26 protein-coding genes and 1 pseudogene are annotated in these 25,759 nt (G+C 70.2%); 26 read left to right on the forward strand and 1 reads right to left on the reverse strand.

Annotated features, from left to right (window positions below):
• Positions 1 to 816: 816 nt before the first annotated feature.
• The 23 genes and pseudogenes from ACGFIV_RS08360 (at position 817) to ACGFIV_RS08470 (ending at position 20,599) form a co-directional block, all read left to right on the forward strand.
• A complete protein-coding gene (locus ACGFIV_RS08360; protein ID WP_392833151.1) occupies positions 817 to 2,826 on the forward strand; it encodes an erythromycin esterase family protein in 2,010 nt (669 codons plus the stop codon).
• 27 nt (positions 2,827 to 2,853) lie between these two features.
• On the forward strand, positions 2,854 to 3,528 hold the full coding sequence (locus ACGFIV_RS08365) for a hydrolase (protein WP_358554946.1): 675 nt from the start codon (positions 2,854 to 2,856) through the stop codon (positions 3,526 to 3,528).
• 119 nt (positions 3,529 to 3,647) lie between these two features.
• A complete protein-coding gene (locus ACGFIV_RS08370; protein ID WP_358554943.1) occupies positions 3,648 to 4,277 on the forward strand; it encodes an SIS domain-containing protein in 630 nt (209 codons plus the stop codon).
• Entirely contained in the window at positions 4,274 to 4,507 is a 234-nt protein-coding gene (locus tag ACGFIV_RS08375; RefSeq protein WP_358554940.1) for a HypC/HybG/HupF family hydrogenase formation chaperone, read from the forward strand. The genes ACGFIV_RS08370 and ACGFIV_RS08375 overlap by 4 nt, the downstream gene beginning before the upstream one ends.
• A gap of 115 nt (positions 4,508 to 4,622) precedes the next feature.
• Positions 4,623 to 5,243 (forward strand): SIS domain-containing protein, encoded by a 621-nt coding sequence (locus tag ACGFIV_RS08380; RefSeq protein WP_358554937.1) that lies wholly within the window; start codon positions 4,623 to 4,625, stop codon positions 5,241 to 5,243.
• Entirely contained in the window at positions 5,227 to 6,303 is a 1,077-nt protein-coding gene (locus ACGFIV_RS08385; RefSeq protein WP_392833156.1) for a hydrogenase expression protein HypE, read from the forward strand. The genes ACGFIV_RS08380 and ACGFIV_RS08385 overlap by 17 nt, the downstream gene beginning before the upstream one ends.
• Positions 6,304 to 6,321: 18 nt before the next feature.
• On the forward strand, positions 6,322 to 8,106 hold the full coding sequence (locus ACGFIV_RS08390; protein WP_358559692.1) for a nickel-dependent hydrogenase large subunit: 1,785 nt from the start codon (positions 6,322 to 6,324) through the stop codon (positions 8,104 to 8,106).
• Between the two features lie 58 nt (positions 8,107 to 8,164).
• Positions 8,165 to 8,731, forward strand: coding sequence for a NifU family protein (locus ACGFIV_RS08395; RefSeq protein ID WP_392833159.1), 567 nt, complete (start codon positions 8,165 to 8,167; stop codon positions 8,729 to 8,731).
• Positions 8,728 to 9,462: a DUF5947 family protein gene (locus tag ACGFIV_RS08400; protein WP_392833162.1), complete on the forward strand. Its 735-nt coding sequence runs from the start codon at positions 8,728 to 8,730 to the stop codon at positions 9,460 to 9,462. The genes ACGFIV_RS08395 and ACGFIV_RS08400 overlap by 4 nt, the downstream gene beginning before the upstream one ends.
• The gene (locus ACGFIV_RS08405) at positions 9,455 to 10,087 is read left to right on the forward strand and encodes a DUF6084 family protein (RefSeq protein WP_358559687.1); all 633 of its coding nucleotides are present in this window, start codon (positions 9,455 to 9,457) and stop codon (positions 10,085 to 10,087) included. Before ACGFIV_RS08400 ends, ACGFIV_RS08405 begins: the two co-directional genes overlap by 8 nt.
• The gene (locus tag ACGFIV_RS08410) at positions 10,084 to 11,427 is read left to right on the forward strand and encodes a hypothetical protein (protein WP_392833165.1); all 1,344 of its coding nucleotides are present in this window, start codon (positions 10,084 to 10,086) and stop codon (positions 11,425 to 11,427) included. Before ACGFIV_RS08405 ends, ACGFIV_RS08410 begins: the two co-directional genes overlap by 4 nt.
• Complete coding sequence (locus tag ACGFIV_RS08415; RefSeq protein WP_358559683.1) at positions 11,424 to 11,921, forward strand: hydrogenase maturation protease; 498 nt, start codon at positions 11,424 to 11,426, stop codon at positions 11,919 to 11,921. The genes ACGFIV_RS08410 and ACGFIV_RS08415 overlap by 4 nt, the downstream gene beginning before the upstream one ends.
• The gene (locus ACGFIV_RS08420; protein WP_392833169.1) at positions 11,918 to 12,022 is read left to right on the forward strand and encodes a DUF6893 family small protein; all 105 of its coding nucleotides are present in this window, start codon (positions 11,918 to 11,920) and stop codon (positions 12,020 to 12,022) included. The genes ACGFIV_RS08415 and ACGFIV_RS08420 overlap by 4 nt, the downstream gene beginning before the upstream one ends.
• Before the next feature lie 61 nt (positions 12,023 to 12,083).
• Positions 12,084 to 12,476: a hydrogenase maturation nickel metallochaperone HypA gene (locus ACGFIV_RS08425; protein WP_358559681.1), complete on the forward strand. Its 393-nt coding sequence runs from the start codon at positions 12,084 to 12,086 to the stop codon at positions 12,474 to 12,476.
• Positions 12,451 to 12,702 carry a HypC/HybG/HupF family hydrogenase formation chaperone gene (locus ACGFIV_RS08430; RefSeq protein ID WP_392833173.1) on the forward strand — a complete coding sequence of 84 codons (252 nt, stop codon included), beginning with the start codon at positions 12,451 to 12,453 and terminating at the stop codon, positions 12,700 to 12,702. The genes ACGFIV_RS08425 and ACGFIV_RS08430 overlap by 26 nt, the downstream gene beginning before the upstream one ends.
• 7 nt (positions 12,703 to 12,709) lie before the next feature.
• Complete coding sequence (gene hypD, locus ACGFIV_RS08435; protein ID WP_358559677.1) at positions 12,710 to 13,837, forward strand: hydrogenase formation protein HypD; 1,128 nt, start codon at positions 12,710 to 12,712, stop codon at positions 13,835 to 13,837.
• Complete coding sequence (gene hypE / locus ACGFIV_RS08440; protein WP_392833176.1) at positions 13,834 to 14,901, forward strand: hydrogenase expression/formation protein HypE; 1,068 nt, start codon at positions 13,834 to 13,836, stop codon at positions 14,899 to 14,901. Before hypD ends, hypE begins: the two co-directional genes overlap by 4 nt.
• Before the next feature lie 82 nt (positions 14,902 to 14,983).
• Complete coding sequence (locus tag ACGFIV_RS08445; RefSeq protein WP_358559673.1) at positions 14,984 to 15,388, forward strand: hypothetical protein; 405 nt, start codon at positions 14,984 to 14,986, stop codon at positions 15,386 to 15,388.
• A 112-nt stretch (positions 15,389 to 15,500) separates the two neighbouring features.
• Positions 15,501 to 16,511, forward strand: coding sequence for an LLM class flavin-dependent oxidoreductase (locus ACGFIV_RS08450; RefSeq protein WP_358559694.1), 1,011 nt, complete (start codon positions 15,501 to 15,503; stop codon positions 16,509 to 16,511).
• Between the two features lie 27 nt (positions 16,512 to 16,538).
• Positions 16,539 to 17,200, forward strand: a pseudogene (locus tag ACGFIV_RS08455) (NAD(P)H-binding protein).
• A 267-nt stretch (positions 17,201 to 17,467) separates the two neighbouring features.
• Entirely contained in the window at positions 17,468 to 18,970 is a 1,503-nt protein-coding gene (locus tag ACGFIV_RS08460) for a cellulase family glycosylhydrolase (protein WP_392833180.1), read from the forward strand.
• Between the two features lie 193 nt (positions 18,971 to 19,163).
• Positions 19,164 to 20,039: an alpha/beta fold hydrolase gene (locus ACGFIV_RS08465; protein ID WP_392833183.1), complete on the forward strand. Its 876-nt coding sequence runs from the start codon at positions 19,164 to 19,166 to the stop codon at positions 20,037 to 20,039.
• A 59-nt stretch (positions 20,040 to 20,098) separates the two neighbouring features.
• Entirely contained in the window at positions 20,099 to 20,599 is a 501-nt protein-coding gene (locus ACGFIV_RS08470) for a DUF523 domain-containing protein (protein ID WP_358555869.1), read from the forward strand.
• Between the two features lie 80 nt (positions 20,600 to 20,679).
• Here ACGFIV_RS08470 and ACGFIV_RS08475 read toward each other — a convergent pair whose 3' ends face one another.
• Positions 20,680 to 21,915 (reverse strand): DUF4032 domain-containing protein, encoded by a 1,236-nt coding sequence (locus ACGFIV_RS08475; RefSeq protein ID WP_358555866.1) that lies wholly within the window; start codon positions 21,913 to 21,915, stop codon positions 20,680 to 20,682.
• Between the two features lie 485 nt (positions 21,916 to 22,400).
• On the opposite strand from ACGFIV_RS08475, the gene ngcE reads away from it, so the two are divergent.
• From ngcE to ACGFIV_RS08490, 3 genes are read left to right on the forward strand one after another with little or no spacing between them, the layout of a single operon-like run.
• On the forward strand, positions 22,401 to 23,852 hold the full coding sequence (gene ngcE / locus ACGFIV_RS08480) for an N-acetylglucosamine/diacetylchitobiose ABC transporter substrate-binding protein (protein WP_358555863.1): 1,452 nt from the start codon (positions 22,401 to 22,403) through the stop codon (positions 23,850 to 23,852).
• Between the two features lie 6 nt (positions 23,853 to 23,858).
• Positions 23,859 to 24,812, forward strand: a complete 954-nt coding sequence (locus tag ACGFIV_RS08485; protein WP_358555860.1) for a sugar ABC transporter permease — start codon at positions 23,859 to 23,861, stop codon at positions 24,810 to 24,812.
• Positions 24,812 to 25,720 carry a carbohydrate ABC transporter permease gene (locus ACGFIV_RS08490; RefSeq protein WP_358555858.1) on the forward strand — a complete coding sequence of 303 codons (909 nt, stop codon included), beginning with the start codon at positions 24,812 to 24,814 and terminating at the stop codon, positions 25,718 to 25,720. The genes ACGFIV_RS08485 and ACGFIV_RS08490 overlap by 1 nt, the downstream gene beginning before the upstream one ends.
• The last annotated feature ends 39 nt before the right edge of the window (positions 25,721 to 25,759 follow it).

The following is a 25,759-nucleotide window of genomic DNA, read 5'->3' on the forward strand; positions in this document are numbered from 1 at the left end:
GGTGGCCAGGCTCTGCTGGGTCTGGCCGTTGTGTGTGTCTGTTCTCGCGTCGGTTGTCTCGGTCACAACCCACACCACCAATCACTGTCGCGCTGGAAGGGGACAAATGGATCAGCCGGAGAACTCCGGTTTGGTGCCGTGCGCGGAGAGCCGGTCAAGCCGGCAGGAATCAAGGCGTGGAACGCTGAGGTGAGGTGACACGCTCGGCCGGCCGATGGCGCGCATCGCCGATCGCGTGAGCCGGGCGGGCCCGGCACGCGCGATTAATGGCTGCCGATTATTCGTGGCTCTGTCGCTCGGAGGGGATTGTCGCTCGGGGGATGTTCGACATATCGATAACGGACAGAACGGGTGGGCCGTTCTGTGATCCGGGGGCTTTCCGTTGCCGCTGTGTAATTATGCGGTGCCGATCTTCGGCGTGTCAATTACGTGTTCGGCCTGCTTCGCAGGTGGGAGGGATAAATAGATTGGCCCGGAACGGCGGCAACGATTAGGTATTTCCATAGAGCGCGGTGTTTGCGGTCAATGAAGGTAAAAGACATATTAAATGCGCTTATTAAGCCAGATTTCATGTTAAACGGGACATGGGCCGCCCCACGTGCGGCGCCTGCCCGCCAAACCACCCACAAACCCCCCGGACATGGGGCAGAGGCATGGCCGCGGGGCCTGAGCGGGGAGGAGGCGTAGGCTCGATGTAACGGCCAAGGCCCGCCCGAGACCGTGTCGGCGGTGGCGCGGCCGGCGTGGGCGAACGCCGGCGGCGGCATCGTCGGCGCGTGACGGGCGGTCCGCCTCCGAGCGCGTTAGGGGGCCGCCATGCCCGACCGTCTGTTCCGCGACCGCAGAGATGCCGGTCGCGCGCTGGCTGGCCTGCTCGACCACTACCGCGGCCGCGGCGACCTCGTGGTGCTGGCCCTGCCGCGCGGGGGCGCCCCGGCGGCATACGAGGTGGCCAGAGCCCTCGGCGCGCCGCTCGACGTCTTCGTCGCCCGCAAGCTCGGCGTCCCGGGGCAGGAGGACCTCGCGATGGGCGCCATCGCCGGGGAGGGGACGATCGCGCTCAACGACGACGTGATCAGGGGCCTGGCCATCCCGCCGGAGGTGGTCGAGCACGTCGCCGACTGGGAGGGGCGCGAGATCGCCCGCTGGGAGCGCCACTTCCGGCAGGACCTTCGGCCGCGGATCGTCCAGGGCAGGGTCGCGATCCTCGTCGACGACGGCCTCGGGACCGGGGCGGGCATACGGGCCGCCATCAAGGCCCTGCGCCTGCTGCGCCCCGCGCGCGTCGTCGTCGCGCTGCCCGCCGCGTCCGAGGCCGCCTACGCGGAGATGGAGGCGGAGGCGGACGAGGTGGTCTGCGCGACGACCCCGTCGCCGTTCTTCGCGGCGGATCAGTCCTACTGGGACTTCACCGAGGTCACCGTCGAGGACGTACGTGACCTGCTGCGCGCGTCCGCCGCGTCGGTGGCGGCCAAGGCGGGCGGGCAGGGCCGTGCGGAGGTCACCGCCATCCGCGCGGAGGCCACGCACGCCGATGACGGCATCCCGAGCCCGGAGGCGCTGTTCGACCTCGTGGGCGACGCGCACCTGGTGCTGATAGGCGGGTCCTCCCACGGCACGCACGAGTTCTACGCGGCCCGCGCCGCCATGACGCGGCGGCTCATCGAGGAGAAGGGGTTCCGCGCCGTCGCGGTGCAGGCCGACTGGCCCGACGCCTACCGGGTCAACCGGTACGTCCACGGCCTCAGCCAGGACGCCACGGCCGAGGAGGCGCTGCGCGACTTCCGGCATTTCCCGGCCTGGATGTGGCGCAACGCGGTGGTGCTGGACTTCGTGGGATGGCTGCGCGAGCACAACGACCTGGGCCTCGGCGGGAACTCCGACAAAGCGGGCTTCTACGGGCTCGATCTGTACGGGATTCACCGGGCGATGTATGAAGTGATCACCTATCTCGACGGCGTCGACCCCGCCGCCGCGGCCCGAGCTCGCGAGCGCTACGCCTGCTTCGACCACCTCGGCACCGGCGCCGGTCAGGCGTACGGGGCCAAGGCGGCCTGCGGGGCAGGGGAGGGCCGGGAGGACGAGGTCGTCGGGCGGCTGGTGGAGCACCTGCGGCAGGCGATGGACCGCGCGCGCAGGGAGGGACTGCCGGCCGAGGAGGAGCTCTTCTACGCGGAACTGAACGCGGCGGCCATGAAGACGGCCGAGGAGCACTACCGCTCGATGTTCTCGGGGCGCGTCTGCTCATGGAACCTGCGAGACCGCCATATGGCCGACACCCTGGACGCCCTCCTGGAACATCTCGGCCGCGGCGGCGGGCCGGCGAAGATCGTCGTATGGGCGCACAACGCCCACGTGGGCGACGCCCGGGCGACGGAGGCGGCGTGCCGCGGCGAGATCGACCTCGGCCGGCTCGTACGTGAGCGGCACGGGAAGGGATGCCGCGTCATCGGCCTCACCACCTACACCGGCACCGTCACCGCGGCGGACGGCTGGGGCGGGCCGGCGGAGCGCAAGTGGCTGAGGCCCGCGCTGTGCGACAGCGTCGAGGAACTGTTCCACGAGGTGGGGGAGAAGGCGTTCTTCACCTCGTTCGACAGGGCTCCCCGATCGGCTGATGTGCTGAGTTCCGCGCGCCTGGAGCGCATGGTCGCCGCCGTCTACCGGCCCAGGTCCGAGCGGCGGAGCCACTACTTCCGCGCCCGCCTGCGCGACCAGTTCGACGCGGTGATCCACCTCGACGAGACGCGGGCCGTCGAGCCGCTCGAACGGCCGGCCCGCTGGAGCCGCGGCGAGATCCCCGAGACCGGCCCGACCGGCCACTGAGGGCCCGGACGGGAAGAGGAGGACGTGATGGTGGTTCGCCAGAGCCTTTCGATCCCGGCGGCGGGCGTCTCGCTCGGGGCCGACGTCGTCGTGCCGCGGCCCGCCCACGGTGTGGTGGTGTTCGCGCACGGGAGCGGGAGCGGCCGCCACAGCCCGCGCAACCGCCACGTGGCGGACGAGCTCCAATCCGCCGAACTGGCGACGGTGCTCGTGGACCTGCTCACCCCCGAGGAGGAGGACGTCGACGCCCTCACCGGCGCGTTGCGCTTCGACATCGGCCTGCTCGCGACCCGGCTGGCCGGGGTGACCGACTGGCTCGGGCATCACCGGCCGGTCGCGGGGCTCGGCGTCGGGCTGTTCGGCGCCAGTACGGGCGCGGCGGCGGCGCTCGTGGCCGCCGCCGAGCGCCCGGCCTCGGTGCAGGCGGTGGTGTCCCGAGGCGGGCGGCCCGACCTCGCGGGCGGCTTCCTCCGCGTGGTCCACCAGCCCACCCTCCTGATCGTGGGCGAGTACGACACCACCGTGATCGAGCTCAACCGCCAGGCGATGGAGAAGCTGGCCGGGGAGACCGCGTTCGCGATCGTGGCCAGGGCGACGCACCTGTTCGAGGAACCGGGGGCTCTGGACCACGTGGCCCGCCTCGCCCGCGACTGGTTCGCCCGCCACCTGAGGAGCCAGCCGGCGGCAAGCCGTATGCGATAGGGCTAACCCGCGCTTTCCGCCCACGATCAAGCCTTTACTCCGGGTTGTCCCGCTTAGGGTGTCGGTTCCGTGCGTACGCACCGTAGCCTGGCGACTACGGTACATAACGGAGCGTACACATGCCTGTGACATCCACCACGCGCCTGGCGGTCAGCGAGGCCTTCGCCCGGCGCGACGCCGCGGGACGCCGCCTCGCGGAGGACTCCGAACGCATCGCGCAAGCGTGCCGGGACATGGCGGCGCGGTTCCACCGGGGCGGGAAGCTGATCGTCTTCGGCAACGGCGGCGCGGGCACGGACGCCTCCCACGTCGCGGTCGAGTTCATGCACCCGGTGATCATGGGCAAGCGGGCGCTCCCGGCGATGGCGCTGAGCAACGACACCGCCACGGTCACCGGGGTCGGATGCCGCGAGGGGTTCGACGAGGTCTTCGCCCACCAGATACGTCACTGGGCCGACCCGGCCGACATGGCGCTCGGGATCTCACCGGACGGATGCTGCGCGAACGTCCTGCGGGGCCTTGAGACCGCCCACGAGCTGGGCCTGTTCACGATGGCGCTGGTGGGCGGCGACGGCGGCGACATCGCGCGCGGCCCGGCGGCCGGCCACGTGCTCGTCGCGGGCTCGGAGGATCCTGCGGTGGTGAAGGAGATCCACGTCACCGCCTACCACGTGCTGTGGGAGCTCGTCCATGTCTTCTTCGCCCAGTCCAGCCCGCGCAAGGCGCCCGACCGGGAGGCCGTGAGATGACCGAACGCGTGAACTGCCTGGCGGATGTGTGCCTCACCTGCTCAGACGAGGCCCTTCCCGCGCTCGTGGTCCGCCTGATGGACCACGGCCTCGCGATCGCCGAGATCGGGGGCGTCCACGAGCAGGTGAGCGTGGCGCTGGTCGACGCGGCGCCGGGCGACACCGTGCTCGTCCACGCCAAGGAGGCCATCGCCGTGATCACGAAGGGGACGGGCGATGGGCATGGATGACGGGGCCTGCTCCGAAGGGCTACACCGCCTGTACCCCTTTCTCCACGCAGACCACGCAGACCACGCAGACCACGCAGACCACGCCGACCACGCGACCCGTCCGCCCGTGGGGCACGTGAACCGGTCGACCGAGGTCAAGGCCGTGGAGATCGTACGGCTGCGCGAGCAGGTGGCGGAGCTGTACACCGAACGGCTCGCCGAGTGCGCGGAGGCGATGGCGGCCCGGTTCGAGGCCGGAGGCCGGCTCTTCACGTTCGGAAACGGCGGAAGCAGCACCGACGCGCAGGAGGTGGCCACCGCGTTCCTGCACCCCCGGCACGGACGGCCGCTCCCGGCGCTCTCCTTGACCACCGACGTCGCCCTGGTGACCGCCCTGTCCAACGACGTCGGCTTCGACGTCGTGTTCGCGCGGCAGGTCGCGGCGCTCGGCAGGCCGGGCGACATCGCCCTCGGCCTGTCGACCAGCGGGGGGTCCTCCAACCTCGTCCAGGCCTTCGAGGAGGCGTGGGGCAGGGGCATGCTGACCGTCGGCCTGGCCGGCTACCAGGGCGGAAGGCTCGCCGAGCTGGCCGAGCTGGACGTCCTCGACTACCTGTTCGTCATCCCGTCGTCGTCCGTGCACCGCATCCAGGAGGCGCAGACGACGGTCTACCACGTGCTCTGGGAGGCCACGCAGCACGTGCTCGGAGCCGACACCGACCAGCAGTGGGGGAGGCGGTATGGCCGCGACGACTGAGAAAGCGGGCAGCAGGGCGCCGGAGCAGGAGGAGCCTGTTGTCCACATACTCTGGATCAACGCCGGGCTGAGCTGCGACGGTGACTCCGTCGCGCTCACCGCGGCGATGCAGCCGAGCATCGAGGACATCGTGCTCGGAACGCTCCCCGGGCTGCCCAAGGTCGAGGTGCACTGGCCGCTGATCGACTTCAACAGCGGGCCGATGCAGGGCGCGGACGCCATGATCGAGTGGTACTTCATGGCGGCCCGCGGCGGGCTCGACCCGTTCGTCCTGGTCGTCGAGGGCTCGGTCCCGAACGAGTCGATCAAGCAGGAGGGCTACTGGTCCGGGTTCGGCAACAACCCGGAGACCGGCCAGCCGATGACCCTGAGCGAGTGGCTGGACCGGCTGGCGCCCCAGGCGACCGCCGTGGTCGCCGCCGGCACCTGCGCCACGTACGGCGGCATCCACGCCATGGCGGGCAACCCGACCGGCGCGATGGGCGTCGCCGACTACCTCGGCTGGGACTGGCGGTCGAAGGCCGGGCTGCCGATCGTCAACGTGCCGGGCTGCCCGATCCAGCCGGACAACATGTCCGAGACGCTCCTCTACCTGCTCTACCAGCTCAACGGACAGGCCCCGATGATCCCGCTGGACGAGGCGCTGCGCCCCGCGTGGCTCTTCGGGCAGACGGTGCACGAGGGGTGCGACCGGGCCGGGTACTACGAGCAGGGCCAGTTCGCCGTCGAGTACGGCTCGCCGAAGTGCCTGGTCAAGATCGGGTGCTGGGGTCCGGTCGTGAAGTGCAACGTGCCCAAGCGCGGCTGGATGAACGGCATCGGCGGCTGCCCGAACGTCGGCGGCATCTGCATCGCCTGCACGATGCCCGGCTTCCCGGACAAGTTCATGCCGTTCATGGACGAGCCTCCGGGCGCTCTAGTGTCCTCGGCGGTCAGCACGGTGTACGGCGGCGTCATCCGCAGGCTGCGCGACATCACCCTCAGAACGGTCGACAAGGAGCCGAAGTGGCGCGCCAAGGGCCGCGCCCTGCTCACCGGCTACAAGGCGCCCTGGAGCTGACATGAAGACGGAGCTGACATGACGACCTCAAAGGACCAGAACCCCGACCTGGTCGAGATGGCCTGGGATCCGATCACCCGGATCGTCGGCAGCCTGGGCATCTACGCGAAGATCGACTTCGCGAAGAAGGAGGTCGCGGAGTGTTACAGCACCTCCTCGATCTTCCGGGGCTACAGCATCTTCATGAAGGGCAAGGACCCGCGCGACGCCCACTTCATCACCAGCAGGATCTGCGGCATCTGCGGCGACAACCACGCCACCTGCTCGGTCTACGCGCAGAACATGGCGTACGGGGTGCGGCCCCCGGCGCTGGCCGAGTGGATCATCAACCTGGGCGAGTCGGCCGAGTACATGTTCGACCACTGCATCTACCAGGAGAACCTGGTGGGGGTCGACTACTGCGAGAAGATGGTCCGCGAGACCAACCCGGGCGTGCTTGAACTGGCCGAGCGCACCGAGTGCCCGCACGCGGGCGAGCACGGCTACAAGACCATCGCCGACATCATGCGCTCGCTCAACCCGCTCGAAGGCGAGTTCTACCGCGAGGCCCTGGTGATGAGCCGGGTCACGCGGGAGATGTTCTGCCTGATGGAGGGCAGGCACGTCCACCCCTCGACGCTCTACCCGGGCGGCGTCGGGACGGTCGCGACGGTGCAGCTCTTCACCGACTACCTCACGCGGCTGATGAGGTACGTCGAGTTCATGAAGAAGGTCGTGCCAATGCACGACGACCTGTTCGACTTCTTCTACGACGCGCTGCCCGGGTACGAGCAGGTCGGGCGGAGGCGCGTGCTCCTGGGCTGCTGGGGCAGCCTGAACGATCCGGCCCACTGCGACTTCACCTACGAGAACATGAACGCCTGGGGCCGCGAGATGTTCGTGACGCCCGGCATCATCGTCGACGGGAACCTCGTCACCAACAACCTGGTGGACATCAACCTCGGGATCCGGGTCCTGCTGGGAAGCTCGTACTACGACGACTGGGAGGGCCAGGAGCCCTTCGTCACCCACGACCCGCTGGGAAACCCGGTGGACATGCGGCATCCCTGGAACCAGCACACCATCCCCCGCCCGCAGAAGCGCGACTTCAACGACAAGTACAGCTGGGTCATGTCGCCCCGCTGGTTCGACGGGAAGGACCTGCTCGCGCTGGACACCGGCGGCGGCCCCATCGCCCGGCTGTGGTCGACGGCCCTGTCGGGGAAGGTGGACATCGGATACGTCAAGTCCACCGGCCACAGCGTGCTCATCAACCTCCCGAAGAGCGCCACCAAGCCGGAGAAGACGTTCGAGTGGAAGATCCCCGAGCGCGGCGGCGAGCTGCTGTCCAACGCGCTCGAACGCAACCGCGCCCGCTCCTACTTCCAGGCGTACGCCGCCGCCTGCGCTCTGTACTTCGTCGAGCGGGGGCTGGACGAGGTGAGAAGAGGGCGCACCCAGACCTGGGAGCCGTTCGATGTGCCCGAGGAGGCGATCAGCTGCGGGTTCACCGAGGCGGTGCGCGGCGTCCTGTCGCACCACATGGTGATCAAGAACGGGAAGATCGCCAACTACCACCCGTACCCGCCGACGCCCTGGAACGCCAGCGTCCGCGACAGCTACGGAACCCCGGGCCCGTACGAGGACGCGGTGCAGAACACGCCGATCTTCGAGGAGAACCCGCCGGAGACCTTCAAGGGCATCGACATCATGCGCACCGTGCGCAGCTTCGACCCCTGCCTGCCGTGCGGGGTGCACATGTACCTCGGCAACGGCCAGGAACTACGCAAGCTGCACAGTCCGCATGCCTTCAACTCGGCCTGAGCGATCGGGCGCCGGGAAGCTCTCCGCTCCCCGGCGCCAGGAGGGGGAACCGGCGCAGATGCGCGAGGACCATGACATCCGGGCTGCCGGAGACCGCGTCGAGACGCTCATCGACGAGCTCGGCGCGCTCGCCGGCCCGGTGACGCGGGTGAAGGCCGAGGAGCTCGTGCGCGGCGTCGTCGGCCTGTACGGCGCGGGGCTGGAGCGCGTCATGCGGATCGTGGTCGAGAGCGAGGCGGCCGAGGTGCTGCACCGCCTCACCGGCGACGAGGTGGTCTCGGGCCTGCTCGCCCTCCACGACCTGCACCCGCTCGGCACGGCAGATCGCGTCCGCGCCGCGCTGGACGAGGTGCGCCCGTACCTCGGGCTGCACGAGGGCGGGGTGGAACTGCTCGGCGTGGAGGAGGGCGGCGTCGTACGGCTGCGCCTGGAAGGCACCTGCCACGGGTGCTCGTCGTCGCGGGCGACCGTGACAGGCTCCATCGAGCGCGCGGTGCTCAGGGCCGCGCCCGAGGTGTCCCGCGTGGAGGTCGAGGGGGTGGCGGACGACCGGACGTCCCCGCTCCTGCAGATCCAGCACCGGCCGCCGGGCGAGTGCCCGGTGCCACAGGAGGCGGCCCCGTGACCCCGGGCGGAGCGGAGCGGCGCGATCCGGGGGAGCCTGCCGGGTTGCGGCGCTTCCGCGAGCCTCGCCCCCAGGCCGGGCCGAGGTGCGAGATGTGCGCCGAGGCGCTCGACGAGCGCCACGGCCACGCGGTGAACATCGACAGCCGCGGGCTGCTCTGCGTGTGCCGAGGCTGCGTCCTGCTGCTGTCGCGTGGAGGGACGGTCGCGCGCGGGCGGTACCGCGCGGTGCCGGAGCGCTATCTGCACGTCCCCTCGTTCCGGCTGGACGCGATGGACTGGGAGGAGCTCCAGATCCCGGTGCGCACGGCGTTCTTCTTCCGCAACTCCACGCTCGACCGGTTCGTGGCCTTCTACCCGAGCCCCGGCGGGGCCACCGAGTCGCTGCTCGACCTGTCGACCTGGGACCGCGTCCTCGCCGCCAACCCGGAGCTGGCGGAGGCGCTGCCGGACGTCGAGGCGTACCTCGTCGACCGCGGGCCGGACGGGTTCACGTGTCACCTCGTGCCGATCGACTCCTGCTACGAGCTGGTCGGCCTCGTGCGGCTGCACTGGAAGGGGTTCCACGGCGGGCAGGAGGCGTGGGACGCCATCGACGGCTTCTTCGCGGAACTGCGCCGCCGCGGCGAGGTGGTCCACCCGGTCGCGCCCACGTCGTACGTGCCTTCCGGCGCCGCGCCGCACGTGCCATCCGGTTCCGCGCCCGGGGCGGAGGGGCGCGGTCGTGTCTGAGATCCGGTTCGACTGCCGCGGCGTGCGCGTGGACCCCTACGCGGCCTTCCCGACGCTGCTCTTCCGCGTGGGCATCACCGAGCCGGAAGGCGAGGCCGTGCACGCCATCGCGCTGCGGTGCCAGATCCGCGTCGAGCCCCAGCGCCGGCGGTACGGCCCCGCGGAGACGGAGCTGCTCGCCGACCTGTTCGGGGACCCTTCACGGTGGGGGGACACGATGAGGGCCCTGCAGTTCGCCAACATCTCGATCATGGTTCCGAGGTTCACCGGCGCCACCGAGGTCGACGTCCCGGTGCCGTGCAGCTACGACCTGGAGGTGGCCGCGGGCAAGTACTTCGCCTCGCTGGACGAGGGCGAGGTTCCCCTGCTGCTGCTCTTCAGCGGCACCGTCTTCGCCAGGGCCGGGGAGGGCTTCACCGTGCGGCCGGTGCCCTGGCACTGCGAGGCCCGGCAGGATCTGCCCGTCTCGGTGTGGCGGGAGATGATCGACCGCTACTTCCCGGCGAGCGGCTGGCTGCGGCTCCACCGGGACACGCTGCGGGCGCTACAGCGGTTCAAGTCGGACCGCACGCTGGCCACCTGGGACGAAGTCGTCGAAGTGCTGCTGAAGGAGGCGCGGGGATGAGCGTGCCGATGGACACGGCCCGCAAGGTGGCCGACGCGGTGCTGTACGAGGGGTACCTGCTGTACCCCTACCGTGCCTCGGCCGCGAAGAACCGGCTGCGCTGGCAGTTCGGGGTGCTCGTGCCCCCCTGGTACACGGCCACGGCCGAGCCGTCGAGGAGCGTGACCGAATGTCTCCTCGAACGCTCGTCCAACGCGCTCGTACGCCTGCGCCTGCGGTTCCTCCACGTCAAGGAGCGCCGGGTGGAGCGCGCCGAGCCCGGTGGCTTCCGGCCGGTCGGCGAGCTGGAATGCGACGGCACCACCCACATCACCTTCGACGAGGCCACCTCGCGGGAGATGGAGGCCGTGCTGCCCATGCCGCACCTGTTCGGCGCGGAGCGCACGGTCGTCGTGCGCGTCCCCGGTGACCGGTCCGAGGAGCCGATCCTCACGGCGTCAGGTGACACGCTGGGCCGCGTCGTGAACGTTCACCAGCCGGTGCGGGCCGTGCTGCGGGTCGCGGCCGAGCGGATGGCCGGGCCGTACGGCCTGGTGAGGCTCCGCGTCCGGCTGGAGAACGTCACCGAGCCAGTACGGGCGGCGGCCTCGCGCGAGCAGGCGCTGCGGCACTCGCTGGTGGCGGCGCACCTGCTCATCGGGGTGACGTCCGGAGGCTTCCTGTCGCTGACCGACCCTCCTGAGTGGGCCAGGGCGGCCACGGACGGCTGCCGCAACGAGAACACCTGGCCCGTGCTCGTCGGCGAGCCCGGGCAGCGCGACGTGATGCTGTCGTCCCCGATCATCCTGTACGACCACCCGGACATCGCCCCGGAGAGCCCTGGTGACCTGTTCGACTCCACCGAGATCGACGAGATGCTCCACCTGCGGACCCTCACGCTCACCGACGAGGAGAAACGGGAGGCGCGGGCCACCGACCCCCGGGCGGCCGAGATCATCCAGAGGGCCGGGGACCTGCCGCCCGAGCTGGTGGAACGGCTGCACGGCGCGATCCGCCACCTGGGCACGCCCACGCCCCCGTCCACGCCCTGGTGGGACCCGGCGGCCGACGCCTCGGCCTCGCCGGACACCGACAGCGTGACCGTCGCGGGGGTGGAGGTCACCAAGGGGAGCCGCGTGCGGCTGACCCCCGGAAGGCGGCGCGCCGACGCGCACGACATGTTCCTCGCCGGGAAGACCGCCCAGGTGGAGGCCGTGCTGCTCGACGTCGACGGAGGGCGCTACCTGGCCGTCACGCTCGACGACGACCTCGGAGCCGACCTGCACCGTTCGCACGGGCGCTTCCTCTACTTCGCCCCCGACGAGGTCGAACCGCTCACCGGCGGGGAGGTGAGCGCGTGAAGATCCTTGTGGCGGGCGTGGGGAACGTCTTCCTCGGCGACGACGGCTTCGGCGTCGCCGTGGCCAGGCTCCTCGCCAAGAGAGAGCTCCCGGAAGGGGTCGTGGCGACCGACTTCGGCATCCGCGGCGTCCATCTCGCCTACGAGCTCACCGGCGGGCGCTACGACTGCACGATCCTGGTCGACGCGGTCTCGCGCGGCGGGCCGCCGGGCACGCTGTACGTCATCCGGCCGACCGCCGGCGAGGACCCGGGCACCTTCGTCGACGCCCACGACATGACCCCGGACGCGGTGCTCGCGCTGGCGGACACGCTGGGCGGGACCGGGCAGGTGCTGCTCGTGGGATGCGAGCCCGCGGACGTGTCGCCCGGCATGGAGCTGAGCCCGCCGGTCGCCGACGCCGTGCCGAGGGCCGCCGACCTGGTTCTCGAACTCGTCCCCGAACAGATCGCGACGGCGTCCGCCGTCGCGGGCCGAAAGGAGGAACGGACATGACCAAACGGCTGATGACGCTCGCGGTCCTGGTGGGGGTGGGTGTCCTGGTCTACCGGTCGATCCCCGACATCAAGCGCTACATGCAGATCAGGCGGATGTGACCCGGCACGTACGGGCCGACCAGCGGAGACCGAGAGACATGAGAGATGAGGTGAGGTAATCGTGCATGAGTACGGGATCGCGGAGTCGATCCTCGCCGCGGTGGAGGGCCGGGCCGACGGCCGGCGGATACGCCGGGCACGGGTACAGGTAGGTGCCCTGCTCCGCGTCGCCGAGCCCTCGATCAACGACGCGTGGGCCATGGTCGCAGAGGGAACGGTGGCCGAGGGCGCGAGTCTCGACCTGGTCACCCTTCCCGTCCGGCTCACCTGCCGGGCCTGCGGGAACACGGCCACGTCGGTGGACCCCTACGCGGTGTGCCCCGGCTGCGGGGCCACCGACGTCGACACCGAGGGCGGCGACGACCTCGTCCTCGAATCCATCCAGCTCGCGGAGGCGACCCATGTGCCTGGGGATTCCCGGGGAGATCGTGGAGATCCTGTCGGATCGCCCTGATCTCGCGAACGTCGATGTGTGCGGCGTCCGGCGCGCCATCAACATCGGCCTGCTGGAGGGCGAGGCTCTCGTCCCCGGTGACTGGATCCTCATCCACGTCGGGTTCGCCCTGTCGAAGATCGACGAAGCCGAGGCCGCGTCGGCCATGGACTTCCTCGAAAGCATCGGCCAGGCGTACGAGGACGAGATCGCCGCTCTGCGTGAATCCATGATCGAACAGGGGTGACGTTCCGATGCGCTTCGTCGACGAGTACCGCGACGCCGACAAGGCACGGGCGCTCGCCGCCCGCATCGCCGCGCTGTGCGAGCCGGGCCGTGCCTACAAGTTCATGGAGGTCTGCGGCGGGCACACCCACACGATCTACAAGCACGGGCTGGAGGACCACCTGCCGCCGGCGGTCACGCTGGTGCACGGGCCGGGCTGCCCCGTCTGCGTCATCCCGATGGGAAGGGTGGACGACGCCATCCACATCGCGGAGCGGCCCGGCGTGATCATGACGTCGTTCGGCGACATGATGCGGGTGCCGGGCGGCCGGGGGTCGTTCCTGGACGCCATGGCCAGGGGCGCCGACATCAGGATGGTCTACTCGCCGCTGGACGCCCTGAAGATCGCCCGGGAGAACCCGGGCAAGCAGGTCGTCTTCATGGCCATCGGGTTCGAGACCACGGCCCCGTCGACGGCGATGACCGTCCTGCGGGCCGCCGCCGAGAAGATCGGCAACTTCTCGGTCTTCTGCAACCACGTGACGATCATTCCCGCGATCAAGGCGATCCTGGACTCTCCCGACCTGCGGCTCGACGGGTTCATCGGGCCCGGCCACGTGTCGACGGTCATCGGCTGCCGGCCGTACGGCTTCATCGCCCGCGACTACGGCAAGCCGCTGGTGGTCGCCGGGTTCGAGCCGCTCGACGTGTTGCAGTCGGTCTACCAGAACCTGCTCCAGCTCGCCGAGGGCCGGGCGGCGGTGGAGAACCAGTACGCCCGGGTGGTCCCGTGGGACGGCAACCTCAAGGCGCTGTCGGTGATCAACGAGGTGATGGAGCTGCGCCCGCACTTCGAGTGGCGCGGGCTCGGGTTCATCTCCGAATCGGCGCTCAGCGTGCGTGAGGCGTACGCGGACTTCGACGCGGAACGGATCTTCGACATCCCGGGCGGGCGCGTGGCCGACCCGAAGGCGTGCCAGTGCGGTGAGGTGCTCAAGGGCGTGCTCAAGCCCTGGGAGTGCAAGGTGTTCGGCACGGCCTGCACCCCGGAGACGCCGATCGGCACCTGCATGGTGTCCTCCGAGGGAGCCTGCGCGGCCTACTACAACTTCGGCCGGTTCTCGCGCGACCGGGTCAAGGAGGCGACGCGGACGTGAGCTCCGAGGAACAGGTGCTGGAGCGGATCGAACGGGCGCGCCGCCGCAGACCGCGTGTCCGCGAGGACCTCATCACCCTCGCGCACGGCGCGGGAGGCAAGGCGACGCGAACCCTCATCGAGGCCGTGTTCCTGGAGTCCTTCCGCAACCCGCTGCTGGAGCCGCTGGCGGACGGGGCGGTCGACGGCGGGATGGCGTTCACCACCGACTCCTACGTGGTCACGCCGCTCTTCTTCCCCGGGGGCGACATCGGGGACCTGGCGGTGAACGGCACCGTCAACGACCTCGCGATGTGCGGGGCGCGCCCGGCGTACCTGTCGGCCGCGTTCATCCTCGAAGAGGGCTTCCCCGTCGCCGACCTGCGCCGGATCACCGCGAGCATGGCGGCGGCGGCCCGGGAGGCGGGCGTGGCGGTGGTCACCGGTGACACCAAGGTCGTGCAGCGAGGGAAGGCCGACGGCTGCTACATCACCACGGCCGGCGTGGGGACGGTGGACCCGGAGGTCCGGCTCAGCGCGTCCGCCGCCGAGCCAGGCGACGCGGTCATCGTGTCAGGGCCGATCGGCGAGCACGGCGTCACGGTCATGCTCGCCCGCGGAGGGCTCGACATCGAGGCCGCCGGCCTGGTCTCCGACACCGCGCCGCTCAACGGCCTGACCGCGCGGCTGCTCGCGGCGTGCGACGGCGGGTCGGTGCGCTGCCTGCGGGACGCCACCCGCGGCGGCGTGGCGACGGTGCTCAACGAGGTCGCGGAGTCCTCCGAGGTCGCGGTGGTCCTCGACGAGGACGCGATCCCCGTACGGCCCGGCGTGCGCGGGGCGTGCGAACTGCTCGGCATCGACCCCCTCTACGTCGCCTGCGAGGGCCGGATGATCGTCGTGGTGGACCAGCGGTCCGCCGGGGCGGCGCTGGACGCGCTTCAGGCGCACCCACTGGGAACGGGCGCGGCCGTCATCGGGCGGATCGCCGGGGATCCCCCCGGGCTCGTCCTGCTCAAGACCGCCTTCGGTGGCACCCGGATCGTCGACGTGCTGGTGGGCGACCCGCTGCCGCGTATCTGCTGAGGCGCCCGGGGTACGAACCCTGTGGGGGGAAGGTCCCGCCCGGCGCCCGCCGGCGGGAACGCTATGCGATGGGGGTGCAGTCATGACCGATCCGCGGGAGCCCGGGGCCCCGGGCCGCAGGACCAGCCTGGAGAAGCTCCGCGCCAAGGTCCACCAGGAGGTCGTCATGGCCGGCAACCGCGCGTTCGAGAGCCCGCCGCGAGGCGACAGGCGGCCTCCGCGCGTGGTCACGGAGGTGGAGGAGCACGGCGTGAGCTCGACGGACACCGAGGCCAGGTCGCCGCTGGGCGTCGGCACGAGCACGAGCGCCCGCGCCGAGAAGATCGCCCAGCGGGAGGACGAGGCCGGCCGCAAGAAGGTCGGCGTCGAGCACCCGTCCGGACGTCCTTACGGCGTCTCGACTCCGGAGCACGCCACCGGCGTCGGACGGAGCCGGACCGCCGGAGGCGCGAACCCCTCCATGCCGCCAGGAGACCAGGCCGGCTGACCCCGCCGCCGGACGGGGCCGTGCCGCCTGCGGCCGCCACCTGGTCCGGCTCGCCCGTATGAGCCGGTCGGTGGCGTCGTGGGCTGGCAGAGTTGGCTCCGTGGCAGAGGAAGTGCGGATCGGGGTGTTCCTGCCGGCCGCGCGGTTTCCCGGGCGTGACCACGGCGAGGTGCTGTCGGCCGCCGTGGACACGGCGGTGGCCGCCGAGCGGGCCGGGTTCGACGACGTGTGGATCGCGGAGCACCACTTCATGTCGTACGGAGTGTGCCCCTCGGCCACGACGCTCGCGGGGTACGTGCTCGGCCGCACGCGGCGCATCGAGGTGGGTACGGCCGTGAGCGTGCTGTCGTCGCAGCATCCGATCGCGCTCGCGGAGCAGGCCGCACTCCTCGACCAGGTGTCCGGCGGCCGCTTCCGCCTCGGCGTCGGGCGCGGTGGCCCATGGGTCGACCTGGAGGTCTTCGGCACCGGGCTCGACCGCTACGAGAACGGCTTCGTCGAGAGCCTCGACCTGCTGATCGCCGCGCTCACGCGGGAGCGGGTCGCGGCGAAGGGGGCGATCTTCCGGTTCAGGGAGGTGGAGATGGTGCCGAGGCCGGGAAGGCCGATGCGTCCGATGGTCGCCTCGACCTCGCCGGGCACGGTCAAAGTGGCCGCGGCACGAGGGCTGCCCATGCTGCTCGGGATGCACATCGGCGACCCGGACAAGGCCGCCCTGGTCGAGGGCTACGCGGGCACGGCCGCCGCGCACGGTCACGACCTGACGGGGATACGGCACGTCGCGGCCGGCGTCGCGTACGTCGCCGATACGACCTCCGAAGCGGTCGCGGCCATGAAGGAGTCGCTCCCGAGGTGGCTCGCGCCCGGCCTGGCCGGCTACCGGACGGTGGACGACCGCACGTACATCCCGAGGGACGCGGACGACTACGCCGACCTCCTCTGCCGCCTGCACCCGGTCGGCTCGCCCGGCCACTGCGCCGACACGATGCTCGCCACGATCAAGCGGACGGGCGTCCGCCACCTCATCCTGATGGTCGAGGGAGCCGGCGACCCCGCCCTCACCCACCAGAACCTGTCCAGACTCGGCGCCGAGGTGCTGCCGGTCGTACGGGCGTCCTGCTGATCAGGGGTCGACGGGAAGGCGGCTCGTATGCGCGTTGTCATCGCGGGTGGGCACGGGAAGATCGCGCTTCGGCTGGCGCGGGTTCTGGCGGGGCAGGGGACACGCCCGTCGGGCTGGTCCGCGACCCCGGCCACGAGCGGGACGTCCGGGAGGCCGGGGCCGAGGCGATCGTGTGCGACCTGGAGACGGCCGGGGTGGAGGAGGTGGCCGCCCACCTGCGGGGAGCCGACGCCGCCGTGTTCGCGGCCGGAGCCGGGCCGGGCAGCGGCGCGGCGCGCAAGGACACCGTCGACCGCGCGGCGGCCGTGCTGCTGGCGGAGGCGGCCGAACGGGCCGGCGTGCGGCGCTTCGTGCAGATCTCCGCGATGGGCGCCGACCGGCCGCCGGAGCCCGGCGCCGGCGAGGTCTGGGCGGCGTACATCAGGGCCAAGGCCGACGCCGAGGACGACCTGCGGGCTCGCGACCTCGACTGGACGGTGCTGCGTCCGGGCGGGCTGACCGACGACCCCGGCACCGGCCTGGTCACCCTGGCGGAGCCGCCGGTGCCGCGCGGCGGGGTCACCCGTGACGACGTCGCCGCCGTGATCGCCGGGTTGCTGGGCACCCCCGGCACCGGGGGGCGCACCCTGGAGCTCGTCGGGGGTGACACGCCGGTCGACGAGGCAGTCCGCGCGGTGGCTTCGAGTTGAATGTTTCATCCTTCTTTCGGGGCAGCGAAGGCTGGTTAATCGGTTCAACCAGCGATTGACTTCCGGCGTTTCTCCAGGCTGTGAAGCCGCCGGTGTCAGGTGAACGCTCTTTGTCATCCGATCGCCTCCGACGTGCCGGTGCCGGTCCGGATGGCCATTGCCGGTATGAGTCGCGATCAATGACTTAATCGGTTAATTTCAGGACGCTTCCGCCAGCGGCAACCCATTTCTTGCCGAGGGCTGTTCATTTCCCGAAAGGAAGTCCTGATGAGACGCAGTCTCGCCACCTTCGCGGCGGCCGTGCTGGTCGCCGCCGGTGGAGTCGCCGCGGTGAGCATGTCCGCGGCGAACGCCGCCGCCGGGTGCAAGGTCGTGTACAAGGTCGTCAACCAGTGGTCGGGAGGCTTCCAGGGCGACGTCGCGATCACCAACCTCGGTGACCCGCTGACGAGCTGGAAGCTGGAGTTCGACTTCCCCGACGCCGGCCAGAAGGTCGGGACCGGCTGGAACGCCACGTGGTCGCAGTCGGGGGCGCACGTGACGGCGACCAGCATGTCGTACAACGGGGCCCTCGCCACGAACGCCACCATCAGCGGCGTCGGCTTCACCGGGACCTTCACCGGGAGCAACCCGGTGCCCTCCGCCTTCAAGGTGAACGGGGTGACCTGCACCGGTTCTGTGACGGCGACCCCGACCCCGACGGTCACGCCGACCCTCACGCCGACGCCGACCCCGACGGTCACGCCCACCGTTCCCCCGGGCACGGCGCCCAAGCTGCACGTGTCGGGCAACAAGCTCGTCAACGCCTCCGGCCAGGCCGTACGGCTCCTCGGGGCCAACCGCTCCGGCGGCGAGTTCGCGTGCCTCCAGGGCAACGGCATCTGGAACGGCCCGATGGACGACGCTTCCATCAACGCCATGGCCGCGTGGAAGATCCGGACCGTCCGCGTCCCGCTCAACGAGGAGTGCTGGCTCGGCACGAGCAACGTCCAGCCGCAGTACGGCGGGACCACGTACCAGAACGAGGTGAAGGGCTACGTCGCAAGGCTGCTGGCGCACGGCATCACCCCGATCGTCGAGATGCACTGGAGCTACGGCACCTACACCGGCAACTCGTCCGCCTGCACCGACGTACACGCGTCGTGCCAGAAGCCCATGCCGGACGCCCAGTACGCGCCCAGCTTCTGGACCTCGGTCGCGAACACCTTCAAAAGCGACACGGCCATCGTGTTCGACCTGTTCAACGAGCCCTACCCGGAGCGGGCGACCGGCAGCGCCGCCTCGGGCTGGGCCTGCTGGCGCGACGGCGGCACGTGCGCGGGGATCGGCTACCAGGTGGCCGGGATGCAGACGCTGGTCAACGCCGTGCGCGCCACCGGGGCCCAGAACGTCATCCTGCTCGGCGGCCTCGCGTACTCCAACGACCTGACCGGCTGGCTGGCCAACAAGCCGTCCGACTCGACCGGCAACCTCGCCGCCGCCTGGCACTCCTACAACTTCAACACCTGCTCCAGCCAGAGCTGCTGGGACAGTCAGCTCGCCCCGGTCGCGGCGCAGGTGCCCCTGGTCGCGGGGGAGATCGGCGAGAACGACTGCGCCCACGGGTACATCGACACCCTGATGAACTGGCTCGACCAGAAGGGCGTCTCCTACCTCGCGTGGACGTGGAACAACTGGGACTGCTCCTCCGGTCCCTCGCTGATCACCGACTGGAACGGCACCGCGACCAACTACGGCGCGGGTTTCAAGGCCCACCTGGCGACCCAGTGACCCAGGGAGGAACGACGGCCGCCTGAGCGGCACGGCGGCGGGCGCTCACGGGCGCCCGCCGCCGTCGTCGTCGTCAAGGCGGCTTCCGGGCGGCTTTCGCGCGGTCTTCGGGTGGTCTACGGGCGGTCTACGGGCGGTCTTCGGGTGAAGACGGGACTTGCCGCCGCATGAAACAGAATGGAATTCTGTTCTCATGAACCGCGTGACCGCGAACGACATCGAGATCGTGTACGACGCCTTCGGCTCCCCGAGCGGGCGCCCGCTACTTCTGATCATGGGGCTCGGCTCCCAGATGATCCACTGGGACGAGGAGTTCTGCGAGCTGCTCGCCGAGCGAGGGCACCACGTCGTCCGCTTCGACAACCGGGACGCGGGCCTGTCGACCCACTTCCACGAGGCCGACATGCCCTACCTCGGCGCGGCGTCCGACGGCGGCGCGCCCGCGGTCCCGTACCTGCTCGGCGACATGGCCGACGACGCGGCCGGGCTGCTGGACGCGCTCGGCTGGGCGAGCGCCCACGTGCTCGGGGTGTCGATGGGCGGGATGATCGCCCAGGCGTTCGCCATCGCGCACCCGGCCAGGACCCGCAGCCTCACCTCCATCATGTCCACGCCCAGCCCGCAGATCGGGGGGCCGACCGAGCAGGCGATGGCCGCGCTCCTGTCACGGTCGGCCCCGGAGCGGGAGGCGGTCGTCCGCCGCGCCGTGGAGGTGTGGAAGGTCATCGGCTCGCCCGGCTTCCCGATGGACGAGGAAGGGATCACCAGGGTCGCGGGCCAGAGCTTCGACCGCTGCTACGACCCCGCGGGGTTCGGCCGCCAGTTGGCGGCGATCATGGCCTCCGGCGACCGCACCGCCGCCCTCCGCGAGCTGTCGGTGCCCGCTCTGGTGATCCACGGCGAGGCCGACCCGCTGATCCAGCTTCCGGGTGGCGTCGCCACGGCCGACGCGATCCCCGGCGCCAAGCTCCTGACCTTCCCCGGGATGGCCCACGACCTGCCGCGCCCGCTGTGGCCGGACATCGCCACCGCCGTCACCGAGCTGACCGAGCGCGCCGATCGCCTGTAGCCCTCGAAGCGCACGGCGAGGCCGTCGAGCGGACGGGTCTCGCGGGTTACCGTGGAGGGGTGGAGAGGATCCTCGTCAGCGCGTGCCTGGTGGGGCGGCCGGTGCGCTTCGACGGGCGTGCCAGGACCGTCGACGACGCGCTGCTCGCGGGCTGGCGCGCCGAGGGGCGGCTCGTGCCCTTCTGCCCCGAGGTCGAGGGCGGGCTCCCCGTGCCGAGGCCGCCCGCCGAGATCGAGGGAGGCGCCGGCGGCGCGGCCGTGCTGGCCGGCGCGGCGCGGATCCTCACGCCCGAGGGCGACGACGTCACGCGCCACTTCCTCGCGGGGGCCCGCTCCGCCCTCGCCCTGGTCCGGTCGACGGGCATCAAGATCGCCCTGCTGAAGGACGGCAGCCCCTCCTGCGGCAGCCTGCGCATCCACGACGGCACCTTCCGGGGGAACGTCACCCCCGGCGCCGGGGTGACCGCCGCCCTGCTGGAGGCCGACGGCGTCCGCGTCTTCGGCGAGGACCGCATCGCGGAGGCCGCCGGGTATCTCGGCGAGCTGGAAGGCACCGGCTGAGCCCTCGCCGCGCCGGAAGGCCGGTCGCGGTTCGGAGGCGGTGGGGGTCGGGGACCGGCCGGGTTCGCGGACGGAGGCGGTCAGGGGCTGACCGGGTCCACGGTGGATTCGTCGCCGATGATGGCCTTCTCGTCGGGCTTGTACACCAGAACGGTGTCGACGTACGAGCGCAGGGCCGCGTCCAGGCCGACGTCGTGGCCCTCGGCCTCCGACATGAACCACCGGTGGTCGAGCACCTCGTGGAAGAGCTGCGCGGGCTCCAGCTTGCCGCGCAGGTTCTGCGGGATCATGTGCACGGTCGGCTGGAAGGTCTCGGCGAGCCAGCGGTGCGCGACGATCGCCTCGTCCTCGTGGCGGAGCCCCTTGGCGACCCGGAAGGAGTCGAGGTCGTTGAGCAGCCGCCTGGCCTGGTTCTCCTCGACGTCGAGCCCGGTGAGGCGGAGCAGGCGGCGCTGGTGGTGCCCGGCGTCCACGACCTTCGGCCGTACGATCAGCCGGGCGGTGCCCGCCTTGCGCCTGACCATCATCTCGGCGACGTCGAAGCCGAGCGAGTTCAGCCGCCGGATCCGCTGGTCGATGAGATGCCACTCGACGTCCTCGACGATCTCCTCCTGCGTGAGCTCGTCCCAGAGCCGGTGGTAGCGCTCGCAGAGCTGGTCGGCGAACGCGAGAGGGTCGATCGAGGGGTGTAGGAACCCTCCCGCCTCCAGGTCCAGCATTTCCCCATAGATGTTGATATAGGCGACTTCGATGTCGTGGGTGCGCTGGCCTTCGCTGATCACCGGGTGCAGCTCGCCGGTCTCCGCGTCCACCAGGTACGCCGCGAACGCTCCCGCGTCCCGCCTGAAGAGCGTGTTGCTCAGCGAGCAGTCGCCCCAGTAGAACCCGGCCAGGTGCAGCCGTACGAGCAGCACGGCCAGCGCGTCCAGCAGGCGGATCAGCGTGTCCGGCCGGAGCGTGCCCGACAGCATCGCGCGGTAGGGGAGCGAGAACTGCAGGTGCCGGGTGATCAGCGCCGAGTCCAGCGGCTCGCCGGAGGCGTCCGTCCTGCCGGTGACGACCGCCACGGGCTCGACGGACGGGGTGTCGAGCCGGCTCAGGTCCCACAGGAGCTGGTACTCCCGCTTGGCGTACCGCTCGCTGATCTCCTTGATCGCGTAGACCCGCCCGGACAGCCGGGCGAACCGGACGACGTGCCGGGAGATGCCGCGCGGCAGGGTCACGAGGTGGTGCTCGGGCCAGCTCTCCAGGGGAAGGTCCCAAGGCAGACGGATGAGGTCGGGATCGCTGGGAGCGCCAATCATCTGGAGCGGCAACCCATTGCTCCTCGAATGTCGGGGATGTTGGGTTCGACGCTAGCCGCTTCGCGGGTCCGGCCGCAGCCCGGTCCGGTCCGTGGACGCCCGCGTCTCGCGCGGACCCCGAGGTCTCACCCCGGCCGCCGACGCCGCGCGCTCGCGCCCTCGCTTTCGGTCACCGGCAGGATGGGCCGGAGGGGTGGCATACCGGACCTCTGGCGGCATGACGAGCCGCCCCGACTTCACTGGTCTAGACCGGGTCAAAGGGGTGTCGATTCGGCTTCAATTTGTGCCATCATCGGGCGGTGACCTGTGCTGTTGCTAGGTTACGGAGGAGTTTCACAAGGTGTCGGACGTCCCCCTCTGTCGCGGGTCGTTTGCTGGTCGGCTACAGCTCGATCACGGGTTGGCCCATACCACTTGACGCTGTACCGGGATGGACGTACGTTCCTCAAACGTTTAGGAAACTTTCCTAATTGATTGCCCCATTCCTGGAGGGTCGCATGTCCAACTCCGCCGGCACGCCCCGAGAGATCACCCGGCGGCAGATGCTCCGCCGGATCGGCCTCACCGCACTCGTCGCAGGACCGGCGGCGAGCATGCTGAGCGCCTGTGCGACCAGCGGAGGCAACTCCGCGGCCTCCCCGACCGCCACGGCCGGCGGCGCCGCGACCTCGGCGGCCAACCCCTTCGGGGTCGCGGCGGACGCCCCCCTCGAAGTCGTCATCTTCAAGGGCGGTCTCGGCGACAGCTACGCCACCGACGTGCACGAGCCGCTGTACAAGAAGGAGTTCCCGAAGGCCTCCGTCAAGCACGTCGCCACGCAGCAGATCGCCCAGACGCTGCAGCCCCGCTTCGCCAGCGGCGACGTCCCCGACTTCATCGCCAACTCCGGCTCCGACCTGATGGACAACGGCGCCCTGCAGACCGAGGGCCAGCTGCTCGACCTCACCCAGCTGTTCGACGCCCCCTCGCTCGACGACCCGAGCAAGAAGGTCAGGGACACGCTGATCCCCGGCACCGTCGAGTCGGGCCTCATCGCCGGCAAGCCGTACATCCTCAACTACGTCTCCAGCGGATACGGCCTCTGGTACAACGGCAAGCTCTTCCAGGAGAAGGGCTGGACCCCGCCGAAGACATTCGACGAGTTCAAGACCCTCTGCGAGACCATCAAGAAGGCGGGCATCACGCCGTACGCCTACGCGGGCAAGAACGCCTCCTACTACCAGTACTGGATGATCCTGATCACGGCGGCGAAGATCGAGGGCAACCAGCTCCTGATCGACATCGACAACCTCGAAGACGGCGTCTGGAACCGCGACTCCGTGAAGCAGTCGGCCGCCGCGTGGGCCGAAATCGGCAAGTTCATGGACAAGAGCTACGAGGGCCTCATCCACACCGAGGTCCAGACCCGTCAGAACCAGGACAAGGTCGCGCTGTACCCCTCCGGCTCCTGGCTGGAGAACGAGCAGAAGAGCAACACGCCCGACACCTTCGAGTACGCCGTGACGCCGACCCCGAGCCTCACCCCGTCCGACAAGATGCCGTTCGAGGCCATCCGCTCCGCGGCGGGCGAGCCGTACATCATCCCCTCGAAGGGCAAGAACACCGCCGGCGCCCTTGAGTACGCCCGCATCATGCTCTCCAAGGAGGGCGCCAAGGGCTTCACCGAGAAGTCCGGCAGCCTCACCGTCGTCGTCGGCGCCGCCGAGGGCCTGTCGCTGTCCCCGGGCCTCAAGAGCATCAACGACGCCCAGACGGCCGCGGGCGCCAACATCGTCACCTACAGCAGCTTCGAGAACTGGTACAAGGAGCTGGAGACCGAGCTGCGCAAGCAGACCAACTCGCTGATGTTCGGCCGCATCACCGCCGAAGAGTTCTGCGCCAAGATGCAGAAGAAGGCCGACGCGGTCAAGGCCGACTCCTCCACCACCAAGCAGAACCGGACGGTGTAGTAGATCATGCGGCAAGGCGACGGCGGGCTCGCCGCGAGGCTGGTCAGCGCGAGGGCCAGGAAGTACGGGTTCATCTTCTCGTTCCTGGCGATCCCGTTGATCCTCTACGTGGTCTTCGTGATCAGCCCCTACGCGCAGGCGTTCTACATCTCGCTGACCAACTGGCGGGGGATCTCCGCGAATCCGCAGTTCATCGGGTTCGAGAACTTCACCCGCCTGCTGGACGACGACGTCTTCTGGGCGGCCGTGCGCCACCACGGGCTCCTGCTGCTCGCCATGCCGCTGATCACCATCGCGATCGCGCTGTTCTTCTCGTTCCTGCTGAACCTCGGAGGGGGCAGCAGGGGCGGGAGGATGACCGGGGTCCGGGGGTCGAGGTTCTACCGGGTGGTCTACTTCTTCCCCCAGGTCCTGGCCGTGGCCGTCGTGGGCGTCCTGTTCCAGGCGATCTACCGTCCCGACCAGACCGGCGTGCTGAACGGCCTGCTCAAGTGGGTGGGCGTCAACCCGGTCGGCTGGCTGATCAACACCGACCTCGCCCTCTGGTCGATCATGGGCGTCGTGGTCTGGCAGTCCGTGGGCTTCTACGTCGTGCTGTTCTCCGCGGGGATGTCGGCCATCCCGAGCGACGTCTTCGAGGCCGCGGCACTCGACGGGGCGGGCCGGTTCCGGCTCTTCTTCAGCATCACGCTCCCGCTGATCTGGGACACGATCCAGGTCGGCTGGGTCTATCTCGGCATCGCGGCCTTCGACTGCTTCGCCCTGGTGCAGGTGCTCTCGGTCGACCGCGGCGGTCCCGACAACGCCACCACCGTCCTGCCCCTGGAGATCTGGCGCACGGCGTTCACCTTCTCCAAGTTCGGCTACGCCTCCGCGATGGGCGTGGCCCTGTTCTTCCTGACCATCACGTTCGCCGCGCTCAGCCTGCGCGTGACGCGCCGCGAGAGGATCGAGCTCTGATGATGGCGACCCAAACCGACGCGGTCCGGGTGGCCAAGGCCTCGCACGCGGCCTCCCGCCGCCGTCAGAAGAATCCGACGGGCGTCTTCGGGGCGCTCTCCCATATCGCGCTGATCGTGTGGACGATCCTGGTCGTCGGCCCGATCCTGTGGACGTTCCTCGCGTCCTTCAAGACCAACCCCGAGATCGTCGGCGACGCGCCGCTCGCGCTGCCCGACAACTTCAGCTGGGCCTCCTGGGGCCGGGCCTGGGAGAAGGCCCACATCGGGCGGTACATGCTGAACACGGTCTTCGTGGTCGGCGTGAGCACGCTGTTCACGATGCTGTTCGGCTCGATGGCCGCGTACGTGCTGGCGCGCTACAGGTTCTTCGGCAACCGGGCGATCTACTACCTGTTCGTGTCGGGCCTGTCGTTCCCGGTGTTCCTGGCGCTGGTCCCGCTGTTCTTCGTGGTACGCAACCTCGGCCTGATCGACACCCACATCGGCGTGATCCTGGTCTACATCGCGTACTCGCTGCCGTTCACCGTGTTCTTCCTGACGGCGTTCTTCAAGACGCTCCCCAACTCGGTGGCCGAGGCGGCCATGATGGACGGCGCCTCGCACACCCGCACGTTCTTCCAGATCATGGTGCCGATGGCCAGGCCGGGCCTGATCAGCATCACGATCTTCAACATCCTCGGTCAGTGGAACCAGTACCTCCTGCCGATCGTGCTGCTGTCGGGCAGCGTCGAGGACAAGTGGCTGATCACCCAGGGCATCGCCAACATCAACACGACCGCCGGGTACGAGGCCGACTGGCCCGGTCTGTTCGCCGCGCTGAGCATGGCGATCATCCCGATGCTGATCGTCTACATCATCTTCCAGCGGCAGATCCAGTCCGGCCTCACCGCCGGAGCCGTCAAGTAGCCGTCGAGCCGTCGAGCCGTCGAGCCGTCGCGTGGCCGT

Origin of the sequence: Sphaerisporangium sp. NPDC049003 (genome assembly GCF_043197795.1) — a bacterium.
Lineage (GTDB): Bacteria > Actinomycetota > Actinomycetes > Streptosporangiales > Streptosporangiaceae > Sphaerisporangium.

Coding starts and splice junctions, on each gene's coding strand:
- hypD (WP_358559677.1), top strand. CDS start 12,710: ATGCGCTTCGTCGACGAGTACCGCGACGCCGACAAGGCACGGGCGCTC.
- ACGFIV_RS08410 (WP_392833165.1), top strand. CDS start 10,084: ATGAGCGTGCCGATGGACACGGCCCGCAAGGTGGCCGACGCGGTGCTG.
- ngcE (WP_358555863.1), top strand. CDS start 22,401: ATGTCCAACTCCGCCGGCACGCCCCGAGAGATCACCCGGCGGCAGATG.
- ACGFIV_RS08370 (WP_358554943.1), top strand. CDS start 3,648: ATGCCTGTGACATCCACCACGCGCCTGGCGGTCAGCGAGGCCTTCGCC.
- ACGFIV_RS08375 (WP_358554940.1), top strand. CDS start 4,274: ATGACCGAACGCGTGAACTGCCTGGCGGATGTGTGCCTCACCTGCTCA.
- ACGFIV_RS08460 (WP_392833180.1), top strand. CDS start 17,468: ATGAGACGCAGTCTCGCCACCTTCGCGGCGGCCGTGCTGGTCGCCGCC.
- ACGFIV_RS08445 (WP_358559673.1), top strand. CDS start 14,984: ATGACCGATCCGCGGGAGCCCGGGGCCCCGGGCCGCAGGACCAGCCTG.
- ACGFIV_RS08485 (WP_358555860.1), top strand. CDS start 23,859: ATGCGGCAAGGCGACGGCGGGCTCGCCGCGAGGCTGGTCAGCGCGAGG.
- ACGFIV_RS08390 (WP_358559692.1), top strand. CDS start 6,322: ATGACGACCTCAAAGGACCAGAACCCCGACCTGGTCGAGATGGCCTGG.
- ACGFIV_RS08465 (WP_392833183.1), top strand. CDS start 19,164: ATGAACCGCGTGACCGCGAACGACATCGAGATCGTGTACGACGCCTTC.
- ACGFIV_RS08490 (WP_358555858.1), top strand. CDS start 24,812: ATGATGGCGACCCAAACCGACGCGGTCCGGGTGGCCAAGGCCTCGCAC.
- ACGFIV_RS08365 (WP_358554946.1), top strand. CDS start 2,854: ATGGTGGTTCGCCAGAGCCTTTCGATCCCGGCGGCGGGCGTCTCGCTC.
- ACGFIV_RS08385 (WP_392833156.1), top strand. CDS start 5,227: ATGGCCGCGACGACTGAGAAAGCGGGCAGCAGGGCGCCGGAGCAGGAG.
- ACGFIV_RS08360 (WP_392833151.1), top strand. CDS start 817: ATGCCCGACCGTCTGTTCCGCGACCGCAGAGATGCCGGTCGCGCGCTG.
- ACGFIV_RS08395 (WP_392833159.1), top strand. CDS start 8,165: ATGCGCGAGGACCATGACATCCGGGCTGCCGGAGACCGCGTCGAGACG.
- ACGFIV_RS08420 (WP_392833169.1), top strand. CDS start 11,918: ATGACCAAACGGCTGATGACGCTCGCGGTCCTGGTGGGGGTGGGTGTC.